The sequence below is a fragment of the Sphingobium sp. FG125 genome, from assembly GCF_057809795.1.
In genome coordinates this window covers 211,421-227,227 of sequence record NZ_JBMDKQ010000001.1, presented here as the reverse complement: position 1 = coordinate 227,227, position 15,807 = coordinate 211,421, and the positions used below count along the sequence as shown (strand labels likewise).

14 protein-coding genes are annotated in these 15,807 nt (G+C 63.3%); 9 read left to right on the top strand and 5 right to left on the bottom strand.

The window, feature by feature from the left end:
• Nucleotides 1-45 precede the first annotated feature (45 nt).
• Entirely contained in the window at nucleotides 46-939 is an 894-nt protein-coding gene (locus tag ACODSR_RS01215) for a LysR family transcriptional regulator (protein WP_489072947.1), read from the bottom strand.
• A gap of 106 nt (nucleotides 940-1,045) precedes the next feature.
• On the opposite strand from ACODSR_RS01215, the gene ACODSR_RS01210 reads away from it, so the two are divergent.
• Nucleotides 1,046-1,765, top strand: a complete 720-nt coding sequence (locus ACODSR_RS01210) for a pirin family protein (RefSeq protein WP_489072945.1) — start codon at nucleotides 1,046-1,048, stop codon at nucleotides 1,763-1,765.
• Nucleotides 1,766-1,871: 106 nt separating this feature from the next.
• A complete protein-coding gene (gene wrbA, locus ACODSR_RS01205) occupies nucleotides 1,872-2,471 on the top strand; it encodes an NAD(P)H:quinone oxidoreductase (RefSeq protein WP_489072943.1) in 600 nt (199 codons plus the stop codon).
• Between the two features lie 127 nt (nucleotides 2,472-2,598).
• On the opposite strand, the gene ACODSR_RS01200 is transcribed toward wrbA, so the two are convergent.
• Nucleotides 2,599-4,557: a S9 family peptidase gene (locus tag ACODSR_RS01200; RefSeq protein WP_489072941.1), complete on the bottom strand. Its 1,959-nt coding sequence runs from the start codon at nucleotides 4,555-4,557 to the stop codon at nucleotides 2,599-2,601.
• Between the two features lie 173 nt (nucleotides 4,558-4,730).
• Here ACODSR_RS01200 and ACODSR_RS01195 point away from each other — a divergent pair, with 173 nt between their 5' ends.
• Entirely contained in the window at nucleotides 4,731-6,419 is a 1,689-nt protein-coding gene (locus ACODSR_RS01195) for a M28 family peptidase (protein WP_489072939.1), read from the top strand.
• Between the two features lie 99 nt (nucleotides 6,420-6,518).
• On the opposite strand, the gene ACODSR_RS01190 is transcribed toward ACODSR_RS01195, so the two are convergent.
• Nucleotides 6,519-6,962, bottom strand: a complete 444-nt coding sequence (locus ACODSR_RS01190) for a DUF6265 family protein (protein WP_489072937.1) — start codon at nucleotides 6,960-6,962, stop codon at nucleotides 6,519-6,521.
• 99 nt (nucleotides 6,963-7,061) lie between these two features.
• On the opposite strand from ACODSR_RS01190, the gene ACODSR_RS01185 reads away from it, so the two are divergent.
• Together ACODSR_RS01185 and aguB are read left to right on the top strand one after the other, a co-directional pair.
• The gene (locus tag ACODSR_RS01185; protein ID WP_489072935.1) at nucleotides 7,062-8,045 is read left to right on the top strand and encodes an agmatine deiminase family protein; all 984 of its coding nucleotides are present in this window, start codon (nucleotides 7,062-7,064) and stop codon (nucleotides 8,043-8,045) included.
• Nucleotides 8,046-8,162: 117 nt separating this feature from the next.
• The gene (gene aguB / locus ACODSR_RS01180) at nucleotides 8,163-9,011 is read left to right on the top strand and encodes an N-carbamoylputrescine amidase (protein WP_489072933.1); all 849 of its coding nucleotides are present in this window, start codon (nucleotides 8,163-8,165) and stop codon (nucleotides 9,009-9,011) included.
• Between the two features lie 159 nt (nucleotides 9,012-9,170).
• Here the strand turns inward: aguB and ACODSR_RS01175 are convergent, their stop codons facing one another.
• Nucleotides 9,171-10,130: an acyltransferase family protein gene (locus ACODSR_RS01175; protein WP_489072931.1), complete on the bottom strand. Its 960-nt coding sequence runs from the start codon at nucleotides 10,128-10,130 to the stop codon at nucleotides 9,171-9,173.
• 75 nt (nucleotides 10,131-10,205) lie between these two features.
• Here ACODSR_RS01175 and ACODSR_RS01170 point away from each other — a divergent pair, with 75 nt between their 5' ends.
• The 4 genes from ACODSR_RS01170 (at nucleotide 10,206) to ACODSR_RS01155 (ending at nucleotide 13,129) form a co-directional block, all read left to right on the top strand.
• Nucleotides 10,206-10,883 carry an RluA family pseudouridine synthase gene (locus ACODSR_RS01170; RefSeq protein ID WP_489072929.1) on the top strand — a complete coding sequence of 226 codons (678 nt, stop codon included), beginning with the start codon at nucleotides 10,206-10,208 and terminating at the stop codon, nucleotides 10,881-10,883.
• Between the two features lie 30 nt (nucleotides 10,884-10,913).
• The gene (gene arfB / locus ACODSR_RS01165) at nucleotides 10,914-11,339 is read left to right on the top strand and encodes an alternative ribosome rescue aminoacyl-tRNA hydrolase ArfB (protein ID WP_489072927.1); all 426 of its coding nucleotides are present in this window, start codon (nucleotides 10,914-10,916) and stop codon (nucleotides 11,337-11,339) included.
• 41 nt (nucleotides 11,340-11,380) lie between these two features.
• Entirely contained in the window at nucleotides 11,381-11,866 is a 486-nt protein-coding gene (locus ACODSR_RS01160; RefSeq protein WP_489072925.1) for a GAF domain-containing protein, read from the top strand.
• A gap of 165 nt (nucleotides 11,867-12,031) precedes the next feature.
• Nucleotides 12,032-13,129, top strand: a complete 1,098-nt coding sequence (locus ACODSR_RS01155; RefSeq protein WP_489072923.1) for an RcnB family protein — start codon at nucleotides 12,032-12,034, stop codon at nucleotides 13,127-13,129.
• A gap of 54 nt (nucleotides 13,130-13,183) precedes the next feature.
• Here the strand turns inward: ACODSR_RS01155 and ACODSR_RS01150 are convergent, their stop codons facing one another.
• Entirely contained in the window at nucleotides 13,184-15,679 is a 2,496-nt protein-coding gene (locus ACODSR_RS01150; RefSeq protein ID WP_489072921.1) for a sensor domain-containing protein, read from the bottom strand.
• Nucleotides 15,680-15,807: the final 128 nt, after the last annotated feature.

The following is a 15,807-nucleotide window of genomic DNA, read 5'->3' as shown; positions in this document are numbered from 1 at the left end:
ATGATTCCTGGCGAGTCAAGAAAGATTCACCTGCGAAACGAGCTTTCAACACCCATGATGCCGGGTGATGAAATCCAGCAGCGCATCGACGCGGGCGGGGCGCAGCCGCGATGGCGGCGTCACAAGGTGGAGGCCAAAGGGCGGCGCGCGCCAGTCCACCAACACCTCTTCCAGTTCGCCACTGGCCAGCGCTTCGCCGACGATAAAATCGGGCAACCGGGCAATACCGACCCCCGCGCGCAACGCAGGCAACATCGCGTCCCCGCTGTTGACCGTCAGTCGCGATCGAACCTGCACCACCACATTTTGCTGCCCCGGCCCTGTAAAGCGCCACACGTCGGGCGTCGTGACGTTGGAATAGCATAAACAGTCATGGCCGCTGAGATCCGATGGATGCACCGGCCTTCCCCGTGCCGCCAGATAGGCGGGCGACGCGACGAGATGGATATGCACATCGGCCAGACGACGCGCCCGCAGCGAACTGTCGGGCATGTCGGCGATACGGATGGTGGCGTCCAGACCCATCTCGATCAGGTCGATATGCGCGTCGGACAGATGCAGGTCGATGTCGACCAGCGGATGCTCCTGGGTGAAGCGGGCGATCAGCGGAGCGATGCGTTGCAGGCCAAAGCTCATCGGCGCGCCGAGCCGGACAACGCCGGACAGGTCAGCGGTTTCTTCCCGCGCGGCTTCCTCCGCCGCCTGCCCTTCGGCCAATATCCGATAGGCATGATCGGCCAGCCTTTTGCCGCTTTCGGTCAGCGCCAGACGGCGGCTGGTGCGGTTGAACAGGCTGGTGTCGAGATGCTCCTCCAGCCGGGTCACCGCTTTTGACACGGTGGCTTTAGAGACGCTCAGCGCCTTGGCGGCATCGGTAAAGCTGCGATGTTCGACCACGGCGGCAAACATCGCCCAGGCCTCAAAATCGGGTAGTCGCATGGGGAAACAATCCGTTTCAATGCCGCGTGTTTCGGAAACGATCCTGATGACTAGATTAGCGGAAAGCAAGCCGGAATGTCCGGTCGATATTTGGAAAGGCAAGGATATGAACACGCACACCGCAAGCCGTATCGAGCGCCGCCCCTTCGCGTCGCTGGGTCATGCCGACCATGGCTGGTTGAACGCACGCCACCATTTTTCGTTCGCCGATTATCATGACGAGGACCGCATGAACTGGGGCGCGATCCGCGTATGGAATGACGATGAAATCGGCCCGCGTTCAGGCTTTCCGCCCCACCCCCATGCCGACATGGAAATCATCACCTATGTCCGCACCGGCGCGATCACCCACAAGGACAGCCTGGGCAATCAGGGCCGCACCGAGGCGGGCGATGTTCAGGTCATGTCGGCCGGCACCGGCATCCGTCATGCGGAATATAATCTGGAGGATGAGACCACCACTTTGTTCCAGATCTGGGTCATCCCGCGCGCACGCGGCGGCAGTCCAAGCTGGGGCGCCAAGCCGTTTCCACGCGGTGACCGGTCGGGCAAGCTGGTCGTGCTGGCAAGCGGCTATGACGAGGACGCAGAAGCCCTGCGCATCCGCGCCGACGCCCGCCTGCTGGGTGGCACGATCAGGGCGGGCGACAGCGTGACCTATGACAGCGCCGACGGCCGCCACCTCTATCTCGTGCCCGCCACGGGACGGATCAGCATCGATGGTGAGACGTTCGAGGCACGCGATGGCGCAGCCATCATCGGCGGCCAGCCGATCACGATCACCGCGATCGAGGACGCCGAAATCGTCCTGGTCGACAGCATCTAAGTTACCGGCCCGTCCCTCCCCCGGACGGGTCGGCCGCCGCCCGCGCACTCCCCCCTCCCCTGGCGCGGGCGGCACCCCCTTTTCCCTTCCTTCAAGGAGACGCATCATGGCTAAGGTTCTGGTTCTTTATTATTCCTCCTATGGTCATATCGAAACGATGGCCAAGGCCGTTGCCGAAGGCGCAGTCGCGGCTGGCGCGCAGGTCGATATCAAGCGCGTACCCGAAACCGCGCCGCTCGAAGTCGCGAAGAACGCCGATTTCAAGCTGGATCAGGACGCACCTGTCGCGACCGTCGCAGAACTGGCGGACTATGACGCGATCGTCATCGGCACCGGCACCCGCTTTGGCCGTATGTCCAGCCAGATGGCCGCCTTCCTCGATCAGGCCGGTGGCCTGTGGGCGCGCGGCGCATTGAATGGCAAGGTCGGCGGTGCCTTCACCTCGACCGCCAGCCAGCATGGCGGGCAGGAAACCACGCTCTTTTCGATCATCACCAACCTGCTGCATTTCGGCATGACCATCGTGGGTCTGGACTATGGTTTCCAGGGGCAGATGGGCGTAGACAAGGTGCGCGGCGGATCGCCCTATGGCGCGACCACGCTGGCAGATGGCGATGGCAGCCGCCAGCCGTCGCAAGAGGAACTGGACGGCGCCCGCTATCAGGGCCGCCGCATCGCCGAAACCGCGATCAAGCTGCACGGCTGACGGTTATCGGCTGACCAAATCGTCTAGAGATTGCAGCCTGCCGAGCCTCCGGGTCGTACCAAAGGTTAAGGCAAGCCGCAGGAGGCTGGCGCGCCGGGACTGTGCGCCAGCCTCCTTTTTTACGTGGCTACTTCCCCGCCGCGAGCAGGAAGTCCGCGCTTTGCTGGAGCATGTCCGCGCGAGCATCACTGTCGTTCAGGCTGTGCGCCAACCCGTCATAGATGACGAGACGGCTACGCTTGCCCGCGCCTTCCAGCTTGCCCTGCATGATCTTCGCCTGACTGATGTCGACATTGCCGTCAGCCGTGCCGTGGAACATCAGGACGGGCGCGCGAAATTGCGCGGCATGGCTGGAGGGGGACGCTTCCTCGGCTTCCGGCCCGGTGCCCATCCGCTGTTGCTGCACCAGATAGCTGCTGTCAAACTGCGCGCGCCGGAGCCGATCGCCAAAGTCGGTAACCGGCGCAATCGCAACCACCGCCTTGAACAGGTCAGGATCAATCACCTGCGCCTGAAGCGCTGCATAGCCACCATAGGACCAGCCAGCGATGGTCAGCTTTACCGGATTGGCAATGCCCTGCGCCACCAGCCAGCGCCCGGCATCGACCACATCGTTGATCGCCTTGCGCCAGGACCGATAGCCATTTTGCATCAGCCATTGCTCACCAAAGCCCGCCGATCCACGAAATTGCGGCTGGATGACGGCAAAGCCGCGCGCGGCATAATATTGGACCATCCAGTCAAAGCCCCATTCATCGCGCGCCTCCGGGCCACCATGGGGCAGCACGATCGCTGGCAAACCCTTGGCCGTTTCCTTGCCAGGTGGCAGTGTCAGATAGGCCGGGATCATAACGCCATCGCCTGCCTTGAAACTCACGGACTGCATCGTCGCCAGCTGGCGATCCGCCAGTTCGGGCCGATCGGGCATCAGTGGTGACAATTTGCGCGCCGTGCGGTCAAACAGATAATATTGGCCGGGATCGACATCGCTGCCTGCCCACACCAGAACTTTCTGCCCATCACTGCTCATGTCGCCAATATGGATGGCCTTGCCACCCAGCGCCTTGCCCAGCGATGCGACCAGTGACGACGCGATGGGGTCAAAATAGACTGCTTCGCGATGTTCGAGCGCGTAGCTCGCTCCCACAACCCGCCGTTCGCGCCCGACCCGGATCAACCCGGTGACATCGACCTGCGGATGGGCAAAAACGACCGTCTTTTCCAGGCCGGGATCAAGCGCGATCGACACCAGTGCATCGCGCCCATTGGTCTTTTCAAAGCCATAGGCGATGTTCTTCTGCGGATCGACGGCGAGCGGATAAAAACCGCTATTGTCGCGCACGTCATAGGTGGACAGGTCGCTCCAGCCCGTCTTGCCCTGGGACCGATAGAGGAATTTGTAGGTTCCCTTGGAATAGCCCGTTCCTTTGATTTCTTGCAGTCCCATGACCCGGACGGTGCCGATCCCATCGGAGATATAATCGATCGCCAATTTGGTCGGCGTCTCGATCCGCTTCCCGCTGCCGCTGCGCGTGTCGATCCGATCGACGCCGAGACCTTCGAGCCGCTTTTCGACCAGGCTGCCGATCTTGGCTTCGGGGACATAGGAACGGGTCATCAAGATCGCGCCGTCCTGACCGGGCAGCAGGTCAACAATGTCACCGCCACGAAAATCGTAGGATAGGGCATTCTGGCCACGCCGCTGGCTCAGCAACTTCGCATTGCCGCCGGACGCATCGACGGCAAACACATTACTGAATCCATAGACATCGTCGGCATAACGGGTCTCGCCATAAATCTGGCAGGCAAGCCGTGTGGCAGCGACCCAGTCACAGCGCGACAGATATTCAGGCTTGCCAGTCGTCGTCGCGGCGACAACCAGTTCCGCGCCTTCTTTCGCTTCCAGCACATAGGCACGGCTGCTCCGTCCCGGCCCGGCGGAGACCAGCGCGATTTTCGATCCATCCGGGGAGATGCTGGCAGAAATCACCGTCTCGCGCGCGCCGAACGCTTTGGCCAGCGCGTCGGGTTGCGTCTGGGCGATTGCGCCCTGCGCAGTTCCAGCCGCCAGTAGCGCCATTATCATTGCCTTGCCGAAACGGATCATACCCCGCCTTGCCCCCAAATTCTTCCTGTTGGTTCAGGGGCTAAGCGAAGCCATAGAATGGCGCAATCCCCTTGCTTGCCCTTACCCGCGCACAATGGCATCACGGGACATCACAACCGTATAACAATGATTTTTTTGAGGGATATGCCCTGATGCGAACATCTTTGCTGGCCCTTGCGGCCATCCTGGCCCTGCCACTTGCCGCCTGCACCAGCGACGGTGCGGACACACCGCCCGCCTCGGCATCCACCACGGCTCCGGCTACGGTCGAACCGTCGATCGACACGATGAAGCGGCTGGTAAAGGAATTGTCGTCGGACGCCTATGAAGGCCGCGCGCCCGGATCGGCTGGCGAGGAAAAGACGCTGGCGCTGCTGGCCGCCGAGTTCGGCAAGCTGGGCCTCAAACCCGGCAACAAGGGCAACTGGTTTCAGGATGTGCCGCTGGTCGAGATCAACGCGAAGAATGTGTCACCGCTCAGCTTCACCGGCGGCAAGAGCGCGGTCAGCGCGACTTATGGCCCCGAAATGGTCGTCGGCACTTACCGCACCACCCAGCCGAAAATTGCGGTCAAGGACAGCCCGGTGGTGTTCGTCGGCTATGGCATCAACGCGCCTGAAAAGGGGTGGAACGACTATGCCGGGGTCGATGTGAAGGGCAAGACGGTCATCATCCTGGTCAATGATCCTGATTATGAGACGCCGGGGCTGACCGGGCCGTTCAATGGCCGGGCGATGACCTATTATGGCCGCTGGACCTATAAATATGAGGAAGCCGCGCGGCAGGGCGCGGCTGCCGCGATCATCGTCCATGACACCATGCCCGCCGCCTATGGCTGGAATGTCGTGCAGTCGAGCTGGACCGGGGCGCAGCATGTCGCCGACAGTGCGGACGGTAATGCAGGCCTCTCCGCCGCGATCGGCTGGATCCAGAAGGACAAGGCAGCGGCCCTGTTCGCCAGCGCCGGGCTGGACCTGAACGCGCAAATGGCCGCTGCGAAAAAGCCGGGCTTCAAGGCCGTGCCGCTGGGCGCGGTCAAGGCGTCGGTGTCGTTCGACAATGACCTGCGCAAACATATGTCGAAAAATGTCGTGGCAATGCTGCCCGGCAAGACGCGGCCGGATGAGTATGTCCTCTACAGCGCGCATTGGGACCATCTGGGCCGATGCCAGGCCGCGCCCGATGGCGACGACATCTGCAACGGCGCGGTCGACAATGCGACCGGCACGGCGGCGCTGGTGGCGCTGGCGGAGGCCAATGTGAAGGCCGGGCCGACCGACCGCAGCCAGGTGTTCCTGGCGGTGACGGCGGAGGAATCGGGGCTGCTGGGATCAGCCTATTATGGCAGCAATCCCGTCTTTCCCTTCGCGCAGACTGTGGGCGGCGTGAATATGGATGCGCTGTCGGTCGCGGGGCTGGCCAAAAATGTCGTGGTGATCGGCAAGGGCAAGTCGCAGCTAGACGCCTATCTCGACCGGGCGCTTGGCGCGCAGGGGCGCGTCGCGACGCTGGAGCCGACGCCGGAGAAGGGCTATTATTACCGATCGGATCATTTCAGCTTCGCCAAGCACGGCCTGCCGATGCTCTATTTCGAGGGCGGCGAGGATCTGGTCAATGGCGGCACGGCGGCAGGCATGGCCGCAGCGGAAGATTATACCAAGAACCGCTATCACGGACCCAAGGATGAATATGATCCCAACTGGGACTGGACCGGGGTGCTGGCCGACCTGAAACTCTATTACAGCGTGGGCCGCGATCTGGCGACCGGCAGCGACTGGCCCAACTGGGTCGAAGGCGACGAGTTCCGGGGTATTCGCGACAAGGATCGGGCTGGGAAGTAATCTAACTCTACCTCCGTTCGCTTCGAGCGTAGTCGAGAAGCCGCAAACACCGGCTATGCGTTTCTCGACTTCGCTCGAAACGAACGGAATTTGGAGACTTCACTCCCCCATCGGCGCGTAGGTCCAGCCTTGCTTTTCGCTGCCGTCGATCTTCGAGATTTCGGCCTTGAGCAGCTTGCCATCGCGCCAGTAGCGGATCCGCTGGGGATAATCATGGGTGGCGTCCGCAAACACAATCTCGGTCGCGCTCTGCGATTCGATGGCGAAGCGTGCGGCGCGCGCGCCCTTGGGTGATGCGTAGAAGGCGATGCTACCGTCGGGGTCGATCTGGATGCGGGTCTGCTCCCAAAACTCCAGCACCGTCCCTTTTCCCGTGCGCGCCGCGCCCAGCAATATGCCGCCGCGCGGGCCGGACCAATACTCCTCCGACCAATTCTCACCGTTGCGTTCGACCCATGCCCCCGCGATCCAGCCGGGCAGCTCGTCCGCCTGCGCCGTCACAGGCGTCATCGCCAGCATGAGGCTCATGATTAGTGCGCGCATGATCCGCTCTCCCCCTGTCCAGACCGGACGCGCCACGCTATGGAGCGCCCCGACCCATAATATCACGCATCGCCGCGACTGCCGAGTGAGGACAGACAGATGACTTTCCGTATGCCTGCCGAATGGGCGCCGCACGACTGGACCTGGATCGGCTTCCCGACCAACCCCGCCGAATGGCCCGGCGCGTTCGATGAAGCGCGGGCACAGATCGCCGCCTTCGCCAGCGCGCTCCATGCCGGGGGCAAGGGCGAGGATGTGCGGCTCGTTGTCGCCAATGCAGCAGATGCGGACGCGGCGCGGGCTTTGGTCGCGCCGGGCGTCACGATCGTCGAGCAGGCACTGGGCGATGTCTGGCTGCGCGACACCGCGCCGATCGCGGTGCTGGACGGCAATGCGCGGGCGCTGGTCGATTTCGGCTTTAACGGCTGGGGCGGCAAATATCAGATGCCCGGCGACGAGGATATCGGCGCACGGCTGGCGGCGACCACCGGCCTGCCGACATCGACGCAGAATTGGATATTCGAGGGCGGCGCGGTCGATACCGATGGTAGCGGCCTGTTCGTGACCACCGAGCAATGCCTGCTCAACCCCAATCGCAATCCCGACCTCGACCGGGGGAAGATCGAAACGTTGCTGGCCGGTAGCCTTGGCCTCTCCGATATGTTGTGGCTGGGCGACGGGTTGCTGAACGATCATACCGACGGCCATGTCGATAATCTGGCGCGGTTCGTGGGCGAAGGCCTGCTGGCGCTGCCGATCGCAACGACCGATGATGATCCCAACACAGCGATCTACGCCGATGCACGGGCGCGGGCCAAAGCGCATGGCGTGGAGGTGGTGGACATCCCCTCGCCCGGCCTGGTGATCGTGGATGGAGAGCCGATCCCGGCCAGCTACATGAATTTCTACATCGGCAACGCCGCCGTCATCGTGCCGATCTATGGCCAGCCCAATGATCAGGCGGCGCTCGATACGCTCGCGCCTTTCTTTCCGGGGCGGGATATTGTCGGCCTGCGCAGCGATGCCATATTGTCGGGCGGCGGCAGCTTCCACTGTTGCAGCCAGCAAATGCCAAGTGTTTAACATCTACCGTTCGGGCTGAGCGAAGTCGAAGCCCGCGCCTGAGCGCAAGCGAAGGCACCTCGCTATCGCTCGGTAGAGCCCTTCGACAGGCTCAGGGCGAACGGAGAAGCAGACGATATGACCAAAGTAACCGTTGCCGCGCTCCAGCTCGCTTTCACCGACGACATGGGCGAGAATATCGCCCGCGTCGCGACCCATGTGGCTAAGGCCGCCGCGCGCGGGGCAAAGATCATCCTGCCGCCCGAATTGTTCGAGGGGCCCTATTTCTGCCGGGTCGAGGATGAGGCTTTGTTCGCGCGGGCGCAGCCGGTCGACGAGCATCCCGCCGTGCAGGAAATGCGCAAGCTGGCCAAGGATCTGGGCGTCTATATCCCGACTAGCTTTTTCGAGCGGGACGGGCAGCATCATTATAATTCGCTCGCGATGATCGACGATCAGGGCGAGATTATGGGCGTCTATCGCAAAAGCCATATTCCCGACGGGCCGGGCTATGAGGAGAAATATTATTTCCGTCCCGGCAATAGCGGATTCAAGGTGTGGCCGACCAGATATGGCACGATCGGCGTCGGCATCTGCTGGGACCAATGGTATCCCGAATGTGCGCGGGTGATGGCGCTGATGGGCGCGGAAATGCTGTTTTATCCGACCGCGATCGGCTCCGAACCCTATGATGCGGACCTCGACACCAGCCGGATGTGGCGGCGGGCGATGATCGGCCATGCCGTGTCCAACTGTATGCCCGTGATCGCCGCCAACCGCATCGGTGAGGAGGATGGCCAGTCTTTCTACGGCCATAGCTTCATCAGCGACCAGTGGGGCGATTTTGCCGCCGAAGCCGACGCCAAGGATTTAGGCGCGCTGGTGGCGACGCTCGATCTGGCACAGGCGCGGACCCACCGCGCGGGCATGGGCTTCTTCCGCGATCGGCGGCCCGACCTTTACGGGCGGATCGCGCAGGACATCTGATGACGATTTAGGTCGAAATACCAACCTCCGTTCGTTTCGAGCGAAGTCGAGAAACGGTGGCGCAGCGTCTTGTTTCTCGACCTTGGCCTGTCCTGAGCGCCTGCCTTGCAGGCAGTCGAAGGGCTCGAAACGAACGGATGAGGGGCGATCTGCCACCAACTATAGCAGAATACGCTTTGCCGGTGGACAGGTGCCGATAAGCCGCCACAACATATATGGCACGACCAGCGCAATCGCCAGCAACCACATCTTGCCCAAATAGGGCGAGAGATAGTGGATGAAGGCAACGTGCAGATACATGACCACCAGCGACGCGCGGCCTAGCGACGCCAGCGGTGCGACGCGCCCCGCGATCCGGCGGGCGATGGCGACGATGATCAGCGATGTCGCGATCGCCGACCCGATCGACAATAGCGGCCAGCCATAATCGGCGACCTTCATGTTGAGCGTTGCAAACCACCCCGCCAGACCCGCCACCGACAGCAGCGCCAGCGGTCCGATCAGGCGCATGTGCCAGCCGACCCGCGCCCATGCCGCGCCGATCCAGAGCAACACGAACGCCATCGGCACGGCAAGCAAGCCCAGCGGCGACGCCTGCGTCATACAGCCCAACGCATAGGCCGCCCCCGTCACCGGAACCAGCAACAGCGCCCAGCGCCGATCCAGCAGATTGGGCCAGCGACACAGCGCAACATTGAACAGGATGCGCGCGACCATAAGACAGGGGACGAACCAGAAAATCGTATAAGGCCCGCGCAGCCAGAAGCCGCCGAGCAGGATCGGTAGCAGATCATTTGGCCATTGGTGAAAAATCGGCCGGCCGCCCTTCATCGGCTCGATAATCTGGTCCGCGATGATCAGCAGCGTCAGGAAGATGGCATAGGGCCGCATCTGGCTGACCAGTTGGCGGCGGGTGAAACGCCCCACCGGCTGCGGTCGCGACAACATCCCCGACAGCAGGAAAAATAGCGGCATGTGAAAGCCGTAGAGCGCATCGCGCACCGGCCCGCGCGTCCACACATGACCGATCACGACGGCGACGATGCCGATGCCGCGCGCGACATCGACCCAATCGAGCCGGTCGCCCGCTTCCTTATCGATCGCCCCCCTATGCTCCATCGCCTCCACGCCCTATAGGACGGGACGCGCGCGTCAATGCGCCCCTGCCCTGTTTCCCGATCGGACCCCACTCCCTTGGCCCTGCTTACCGACCATGTCCTCTTCATCGATGGCGAGGCCATCATTCTCGACAAGCCAGCCGGCCTGCCGGTCGATGCGCCGCGCGACGGGTCGATTGCGCTGGAAAACCACCTGCAATCGCTGACCTTCGGCTTTGCCCGCTGGCCGCTGCCCGTCCACCGGCTGGACCGCGACACCAGCGGTTGCCTGTTGCTCGCCCGCAATCCCAAGGCGCACAAGCGTTTCGCCGGCGCGTTCGAGGCCGGGACGGTCGCCAAACGCTATGTCGCGGTCGTTGACGGCATCCCCGCCGAAGACAGCGGCACGATCGAACTGTCCCTCTCCAAGATCAGCAGCGCAAGCGAAGGCTGGCGCATGATCCCGGCCAAGGCGGGCAAGGTCGCCGTCACCCATTGGCGCAAGGTTGCGGAGAAGGACGGCCGCGCGCTGATCGCCTTCACGCCGCAGACCGGTCGCACCCACCAGATTCGCGTCCATGCGCTGCATGGTCTGGGCTTTGGCATCGTCGGCGATCCGGTCTATGGTGCAGGCGGCGTGCCGATGCTGCTGCACAGCCGCTTCCTGAGCATCCCGCGCGGCGACAAGCCAGCCGCCGAGGCAACAGCCCCTCTACCCGCTACCTTTGCCGACGCCGGGTTCGGACAGGCTCTGCTGGATGAAGCGGGGCTTTGACCGGCGCGGTCGAACAGATACAATCCCGCCATGGTCGCCATCGCCATCACCCGATCCATCGCGATTGACAGCGAAGAGATTGTCGAAAGCTATACCCGCGCATCGGGACCGGGCGGGCAGCATGTCAACACCACCGACAGCGCCGTGCTGCTCCGCTTCGACGTCGCCAACTCGCCCGGCCTGCCCGATGCCGTGAAAAACAGGCTGGCGGATCTGGCCGGATCGCGGATGACGCGCGACGGCATACTGATCCTGCGCAGCGAAGGCGCGCGGTCGCAATTGCTCAACCGGCAGGATGTACGCGACCGCCTGATCGCCCTGATCCGCGAAGCCACCATCGTCCCCAAGAAGCGCCGCCCCACCAAACCCACCAAAGCCTCGCAAAAGCGCCGGGTCGAAGGCAAGGTGAAGCGCGCTAGCGTCAAACAGGGGCGTGGGAAGGTGCGGGTGGAGTAAGCCCTCTGGCCCTGCCCCGCCACCGCGCCTATATCCGCCGCATGTTCGACTTTGCTCCCACCGATACCGCCGACAAGGCAACGCTCTACGCCGACCTGCTTTTCGCCGCCGATGCGCTGACGCGCGACGAGCCGGATCAGGTCGCCAATATGGCCAATATCGCCGCGCTCATCTGGCAATATTTGCCTGCCCTCAACTGGGCGGGCTTTTATCGCATGGTGGGGGGCGAACTGGTGCTGGGGCCATTTCAGGGCAAGCCAGCCTGCATTCGCATTCCGCTGGGGCGCGGCGTATGCGGCACGGCCACAGCGACAGGCGAAACGCAACTGGTGGCCGATGTCCATGCCTTTCCGGGGCACATCGCCTGCGATGCAGCCAGCGCGTCGGAAATCGTCGTGCCGGTGGTGGTCGAAGGCGCGGTGATCGGCGTGCTGGATCTCGACAGTCCGATTGCCGCCCGCTTCGACTCGGATGATGCGCATGGGCTGGAGGCACTCGTCGCACGGATTGCGGCGCGGATCGGTTGAGGCGTTAACCCTCTTTCCCGCTACAGTCGCGCGTTTCCGCCCCGTTTCGGGACAGGATTTAGCCCTCCGACTCATGGATAGGCGCGGATCGCCATGCTAAACAGAGCGTTAGCATTTTGACCCGCCTGGCATTTTCCCGCCGCGGGAAAACAGGGAGCGTTAACCATGCGGACATCCGGCCTTCTCCTTCTGGGCGCGAGCATTGCGCTGGCGGGCGCGGCCAGCCCGGCACTAGCGGGCAGCGGCCCGGTCATGGGCCACGGCACGACTGGTGGCTGGTCAGGTGGCGGATGGAAGGGTGGCGGTCGGCCGATGACCCACGCACCCCGACCGGGCATGAGTTGGAGTGGCGCACATCGCTGGGGTCCGCGCCAAAATGGTCGCTGGTATGCGGGCTGGCGCGCGCCGGGTGGCTGGAACGGCTATCAGCGCCCGGTCTATGGCTATGTCCTGCCGCGCTACTGGATCAGCCCTTCTTATTATATCGGCAATTACGGCGCCTATGGCCTGCCCGCCCCTGCCACTGGCTATGGCTGGTCGCGCTATTATGACGATGCGGTCATGACCGACCGTTATGGCCGGGTCTATGACAGCCGCAGCAATGTCGCGTGGGACCGGTATGAGGGAGGCTATGGCGACGATGGCTATTATGACGATCGTGATGCGTATCGGCGGCCCGACAACGGCCTTGGCGGTGCGGCCATCGGCGCGGTGGTCGGCGGCGTTGCGGGCAACCGCATTGCCGGGCGCGGCAACCGTACCGCTGGCACGCTGATCGGTGCCGGTGTTGGCGCGATCGCTGGCGCAGTGATCGACAAGGCGGAGGATGCACCCCGTCGGGGCGCTGCACCGCCGCCGCGTCGTCCGGGTGCGGGCTATGATTATGGCTATGGCTATGCCGACGACAGCGTGACCACACAGAATGATTATGAAGGCCGCTGGACCGGCACCTGGACTACCGCCGATGGCAGGCGCACCAGTGGCACCTATGAAGGCCGGTTCGAGGGCGAAGTGCGGGGCGCGGGCGTTGATTATGATGAGCCAGCATATGCAGGCCAGCCCCACTGGGCGCAGGGAGGCCCAGCGCATGTCACGACCCAGGGTGGTGGTGGCTATGTCTCAGGCGGCTATTATTATCCCGCGCCGATCGTGACCACGGTGACGATCGCGCCTGCGGTGACGACAACCACCACCACGACAAGCTATGTCACCCAGCGCGTCGGCTATCGCAAGCCAGCGCGCCGGGCGTGCCGCTGCAAATAAGCGCTTGAGGGCGACAAATCAGGGCCGCGCCTTGCAAGGGGCGCGGCCTTTTCATTATGCCTTGGGTGGCGTGATAACGGCAAAGGGCTGCGGGCGGCCCAGGTGAAAACCCTGGCCGATGATACAGCCATGGGCGAGCAGGCGATCGGACTGGGCCGCACTTTCCACCCCTTCGGCGACGACATCCATGCCAAAACTGCCGCCCAGCTTGACGATGGCGTCGACGATCGCGGCGTCGCCTGCATCCTGTTCGATGTTCGACACGAAGCTGCGATCGATTTTGAGGATATCGACCGGATATTGTTTCAGGTGACTGAGCGAGGCAAAGCCAGTGCCGAAATCGTCCAGCGCAACCCGGACCCCTGCATCTGAAAAATGCCGCAACACGCGCCCGACTTGCCCTGCACCCCGGCCCAGAAAAACAGTCTCGGTCACCTCTATTTCCAGATGCTCCGGCGGCACCGCGAACAAGGCGAGTTGCTCCAGCACGCGTTCGGCAAAGTCGTCGCGGGCGAAATCGGCGGCGGACGCATTGATCGCGACCCGACCGGGATCATGCCCGGCCTGCAACCAGTTGCGCACATCGCGCAACACCGCGTCGAGCATCTGCCCGGTCAGCGCGACAGCGATTTCAGCATTTTCAAAACCCGCCGCTATGCTGCCCGGCAATTGCAGGCCCAAACGCGGATGGTGCCAGCGCAACAGCGCTTCATAGCCCAGCACCCGGCCACTGCGCATATCGACCTTGGGCTGATAATAGGGGATTACCAGCCGATCGGCGATGATCTTCCTTGCCATGCCGATCATCGAACTGCGCTGCTGCGCCTGCGCCCGCAGGTCGGAATGGAACAGCGTCAGGCGACCACGTCCAGACGCTTTCGACGCATAAAGTGCCAGGTCGGCCGCCTTAAGCAGATCCGCCGCCCGGTCCCCATGATCGCCGAACAATGCGCCGCCAATGCTGACCCCGCAATCGATCGTTCGGCCATTATGGACATGGGGTATGCGCAGGCTTTCGATCAGTTTGGCGCACCACACCTCCAGCGCTGCGCTATCGGTCAATGATGGCGCGATCAGGCCGAATTCGTCGCCCCCCAACCGCCCCAGCACGGCGTCAGGCGGCGCGAGGGCGGCCAAACACCGGGCAAAGGCGCAAAGCAGGGCGTCCCCCGCATCATGGCCCAGCGAATCATTGGTGCGCTTGAGATCGTCAATGTCGAGCAGCAACAGGCCAAAGCGGTTGCCAGTGCGCGCCTGCCGTTCCGCCATCTCGTCCAGCGTCGCCTGCCACAAGGCACGGTTGGGCAGCCGGGTCATGGGGTCATGCGTGGCGGCCCAGCGGATGCGGTCCTCCACGTCACGCTGTTCGGTGACATCCAGAAAGGTGACGATGACGCGCAGCGCCCGTCCCGATTCCGATCGCGTGGTCCAACCGCTGCTCCTGATCCAGCGCAGGGCGCCGTCATTGGCGCGGTGAACTCTCAGAGTCGCCTCGAAATGCGGCGGCACGGCTCCGGCTGCCACCGCGTCCAGCATGGCACGCAGGGTTTCGCGATCGTCGGGATGGACCAGCGACAATGCCAGTTCGCTGGTCGCCGACTGATCCTCGCTCAGACCCAGCATCTGGCGAAATTCAGCCGACCAGCGCCGTTCCCCGGTCGTGGCGTCGAAATCCCAAATGCCCAGTCGCGCCGCCTGCACAGCCAGACGGGAACGCTCCTCGCTGTCGGCCAACGCCTGCTGGGCCAGTTTTTGTGCGTGGACATCCTCCAGCGTCCCATACCAGCGGACGATCTGCCCCTGCGCATCGCGGCGCGCCGCTGCGCGGGCGCGCATCCAGCGATAGCCGCCGTCGCGCAGCCGGATGCGATAATCGACATCTATCGGTGCGCCGGACTCCAGATGCGCGCTCCACACAGCGATAGTGCGGGTCAGGTCATCGGGGTGCAGTGCGGCAAGCCAGCCCGTCCCCAGCGCCTGCTGCGCTGTCATGCCGGTCAGATTCAGCCACAGCGGCCCGACTTCCTCGATCGCGCCGTCAGGTCCGGCAGTCCATGGCACCAGCGGGCTGAGGTCGACCGACCAGCGATAATGTTCGCGGCTTTCGGCCAGCGCCCTTTGCAGTGCGCGTGCGTCACGATCATGGCGATCGTGAATATCCTCGACCGTACCATAATAGCGGACAAGAGCATCCGTACCGGTCATCCGCCGCAAACGAATCAGGCACCAGCGCCGTTCTCCGTCAGCACCCAGCAGACGCACTGTCAGGGGCTGTGGCTGTTCCTCTGCAATCGCCGCCCTCAGCAGGGTGCGGCGGTCTGCGCGATCCAGCAAGGCGCGCCATGTCCGACCAGTTAGGCTGCCATCCTGGTCGGTCGACAATATCCGGCCCCGCGCATCAGCAATCCAGCGCGACACGGATGGCGACAGATGGTCAAAGACCGGCGAAAAGAGTATTTCATTTCGATATGGTAATGAATTGTCAATGTGCTGGCCGTTTTCCAGCACCCGCCGGAACTCGTCAAAGCGGCGTTCAGCAAAGCGATCCATCGCCAGCCCCCGCCCATGTCGCCGTCATTGCGTTCATCATGGCAGGACTAGCGCAGAAAGTTAAATAACCTCCTCACCATCCTGTCATTTTGGTCGGATTTACTTGGCGCGCATGAAAATCGCCAGAA

Bases quoted from the DNA above. Each gene is read 5' to 3' on its own strand.
- ACODSR_RS01185 (WP_489072935.1), top strand. From the start codon at position 7,062: ATGACTTTCCGTATGCCTGCCGAATGGGCGCCGCACGACTGGACCTGG.
- wrbA (WP_489072943.1), top strand. From the start codon at position 1,872: ATGGCTAAGGTTCTGGTTCTTTATTATTCCTCCTATGGTCATATCGAA.
- ACODSR_RS01175 (WP_489072931.1), bottom strand. From the start codon at position 10,130: ATGGAGCATAGGGGGGCGATCGATAAGGAAGCGGGCGACCGGCTCGAT.
- ACODSR_RS01155 (WP_489072923.1), top strand. From the start codon at position 12,032: ATGCGGACATCCGGCCTTCTCCTTCTGGGCGCGAGCATTGCGCTGGCG.
- ACODSR_RS01160 (WP_489072925.1), top strand. From the start codon at position 11,381: ATGTTCGACTTTGCTCCCACCGATACCGCCGACAAGGCAACGCTCTAC.
- ACODSR_RS01150 (WP_489072921.1), bottom strand. From the start codon at position 15,679: ATGGATCGCTTTGCTGAACGCCGCTTTGACGAGTTCCGGCGGGTGCTG.
- ACODSR_RS01190 (WP_489072937.1), bottom strand. From the start codon at position 6,962: ATGCGCGCACTAATCATGAGCCTCATGCTGGCGATGACGCCTGTGACG.
- arfB (WP_489072927.1), top strand. From the start codon at position 10,914: ATGGTCGCCATCGCCATCACCCGATCCATCGCGATTGACAGCGAAGAG.
- ACODSR_RS01210 (WP_489072945.1), top strand. From the start codon at position 1,046: ATGAACACGCACACCGCAAGCCGTATCGAGCGCCGCCCCTTCGCGTCG.
- aguB (WP_489072933.1), top strand. From the start codon at position 8,163: ATGACCAAAGTAACCGTTGCCGCGCTCCAGCTCGCTTTCACCGACGAC.
- ACODSR_RS01195 (WP_489072939.1), top strand. From the start codon at position 4,731: ATGCGAACATCTTTGCTGGCCCTTGCGGCCATCCTGGCCCTGCCACTT.
- ACODSR_RS01200 (WP_489072941.1), bottom strand. From the start codon at position 4,557: ATGATAATGGCGCTACTGGCGGCTGGAACTGCGCAGGGCGCAATCGCC.
- ACODSR_RS01215 (WP_489072947.1), bottom strand. From the start codon at position 939: ATGCGACTACCCGATTTTGAGGCCTGGGCGATGTTTGCCGCCGTGGTC.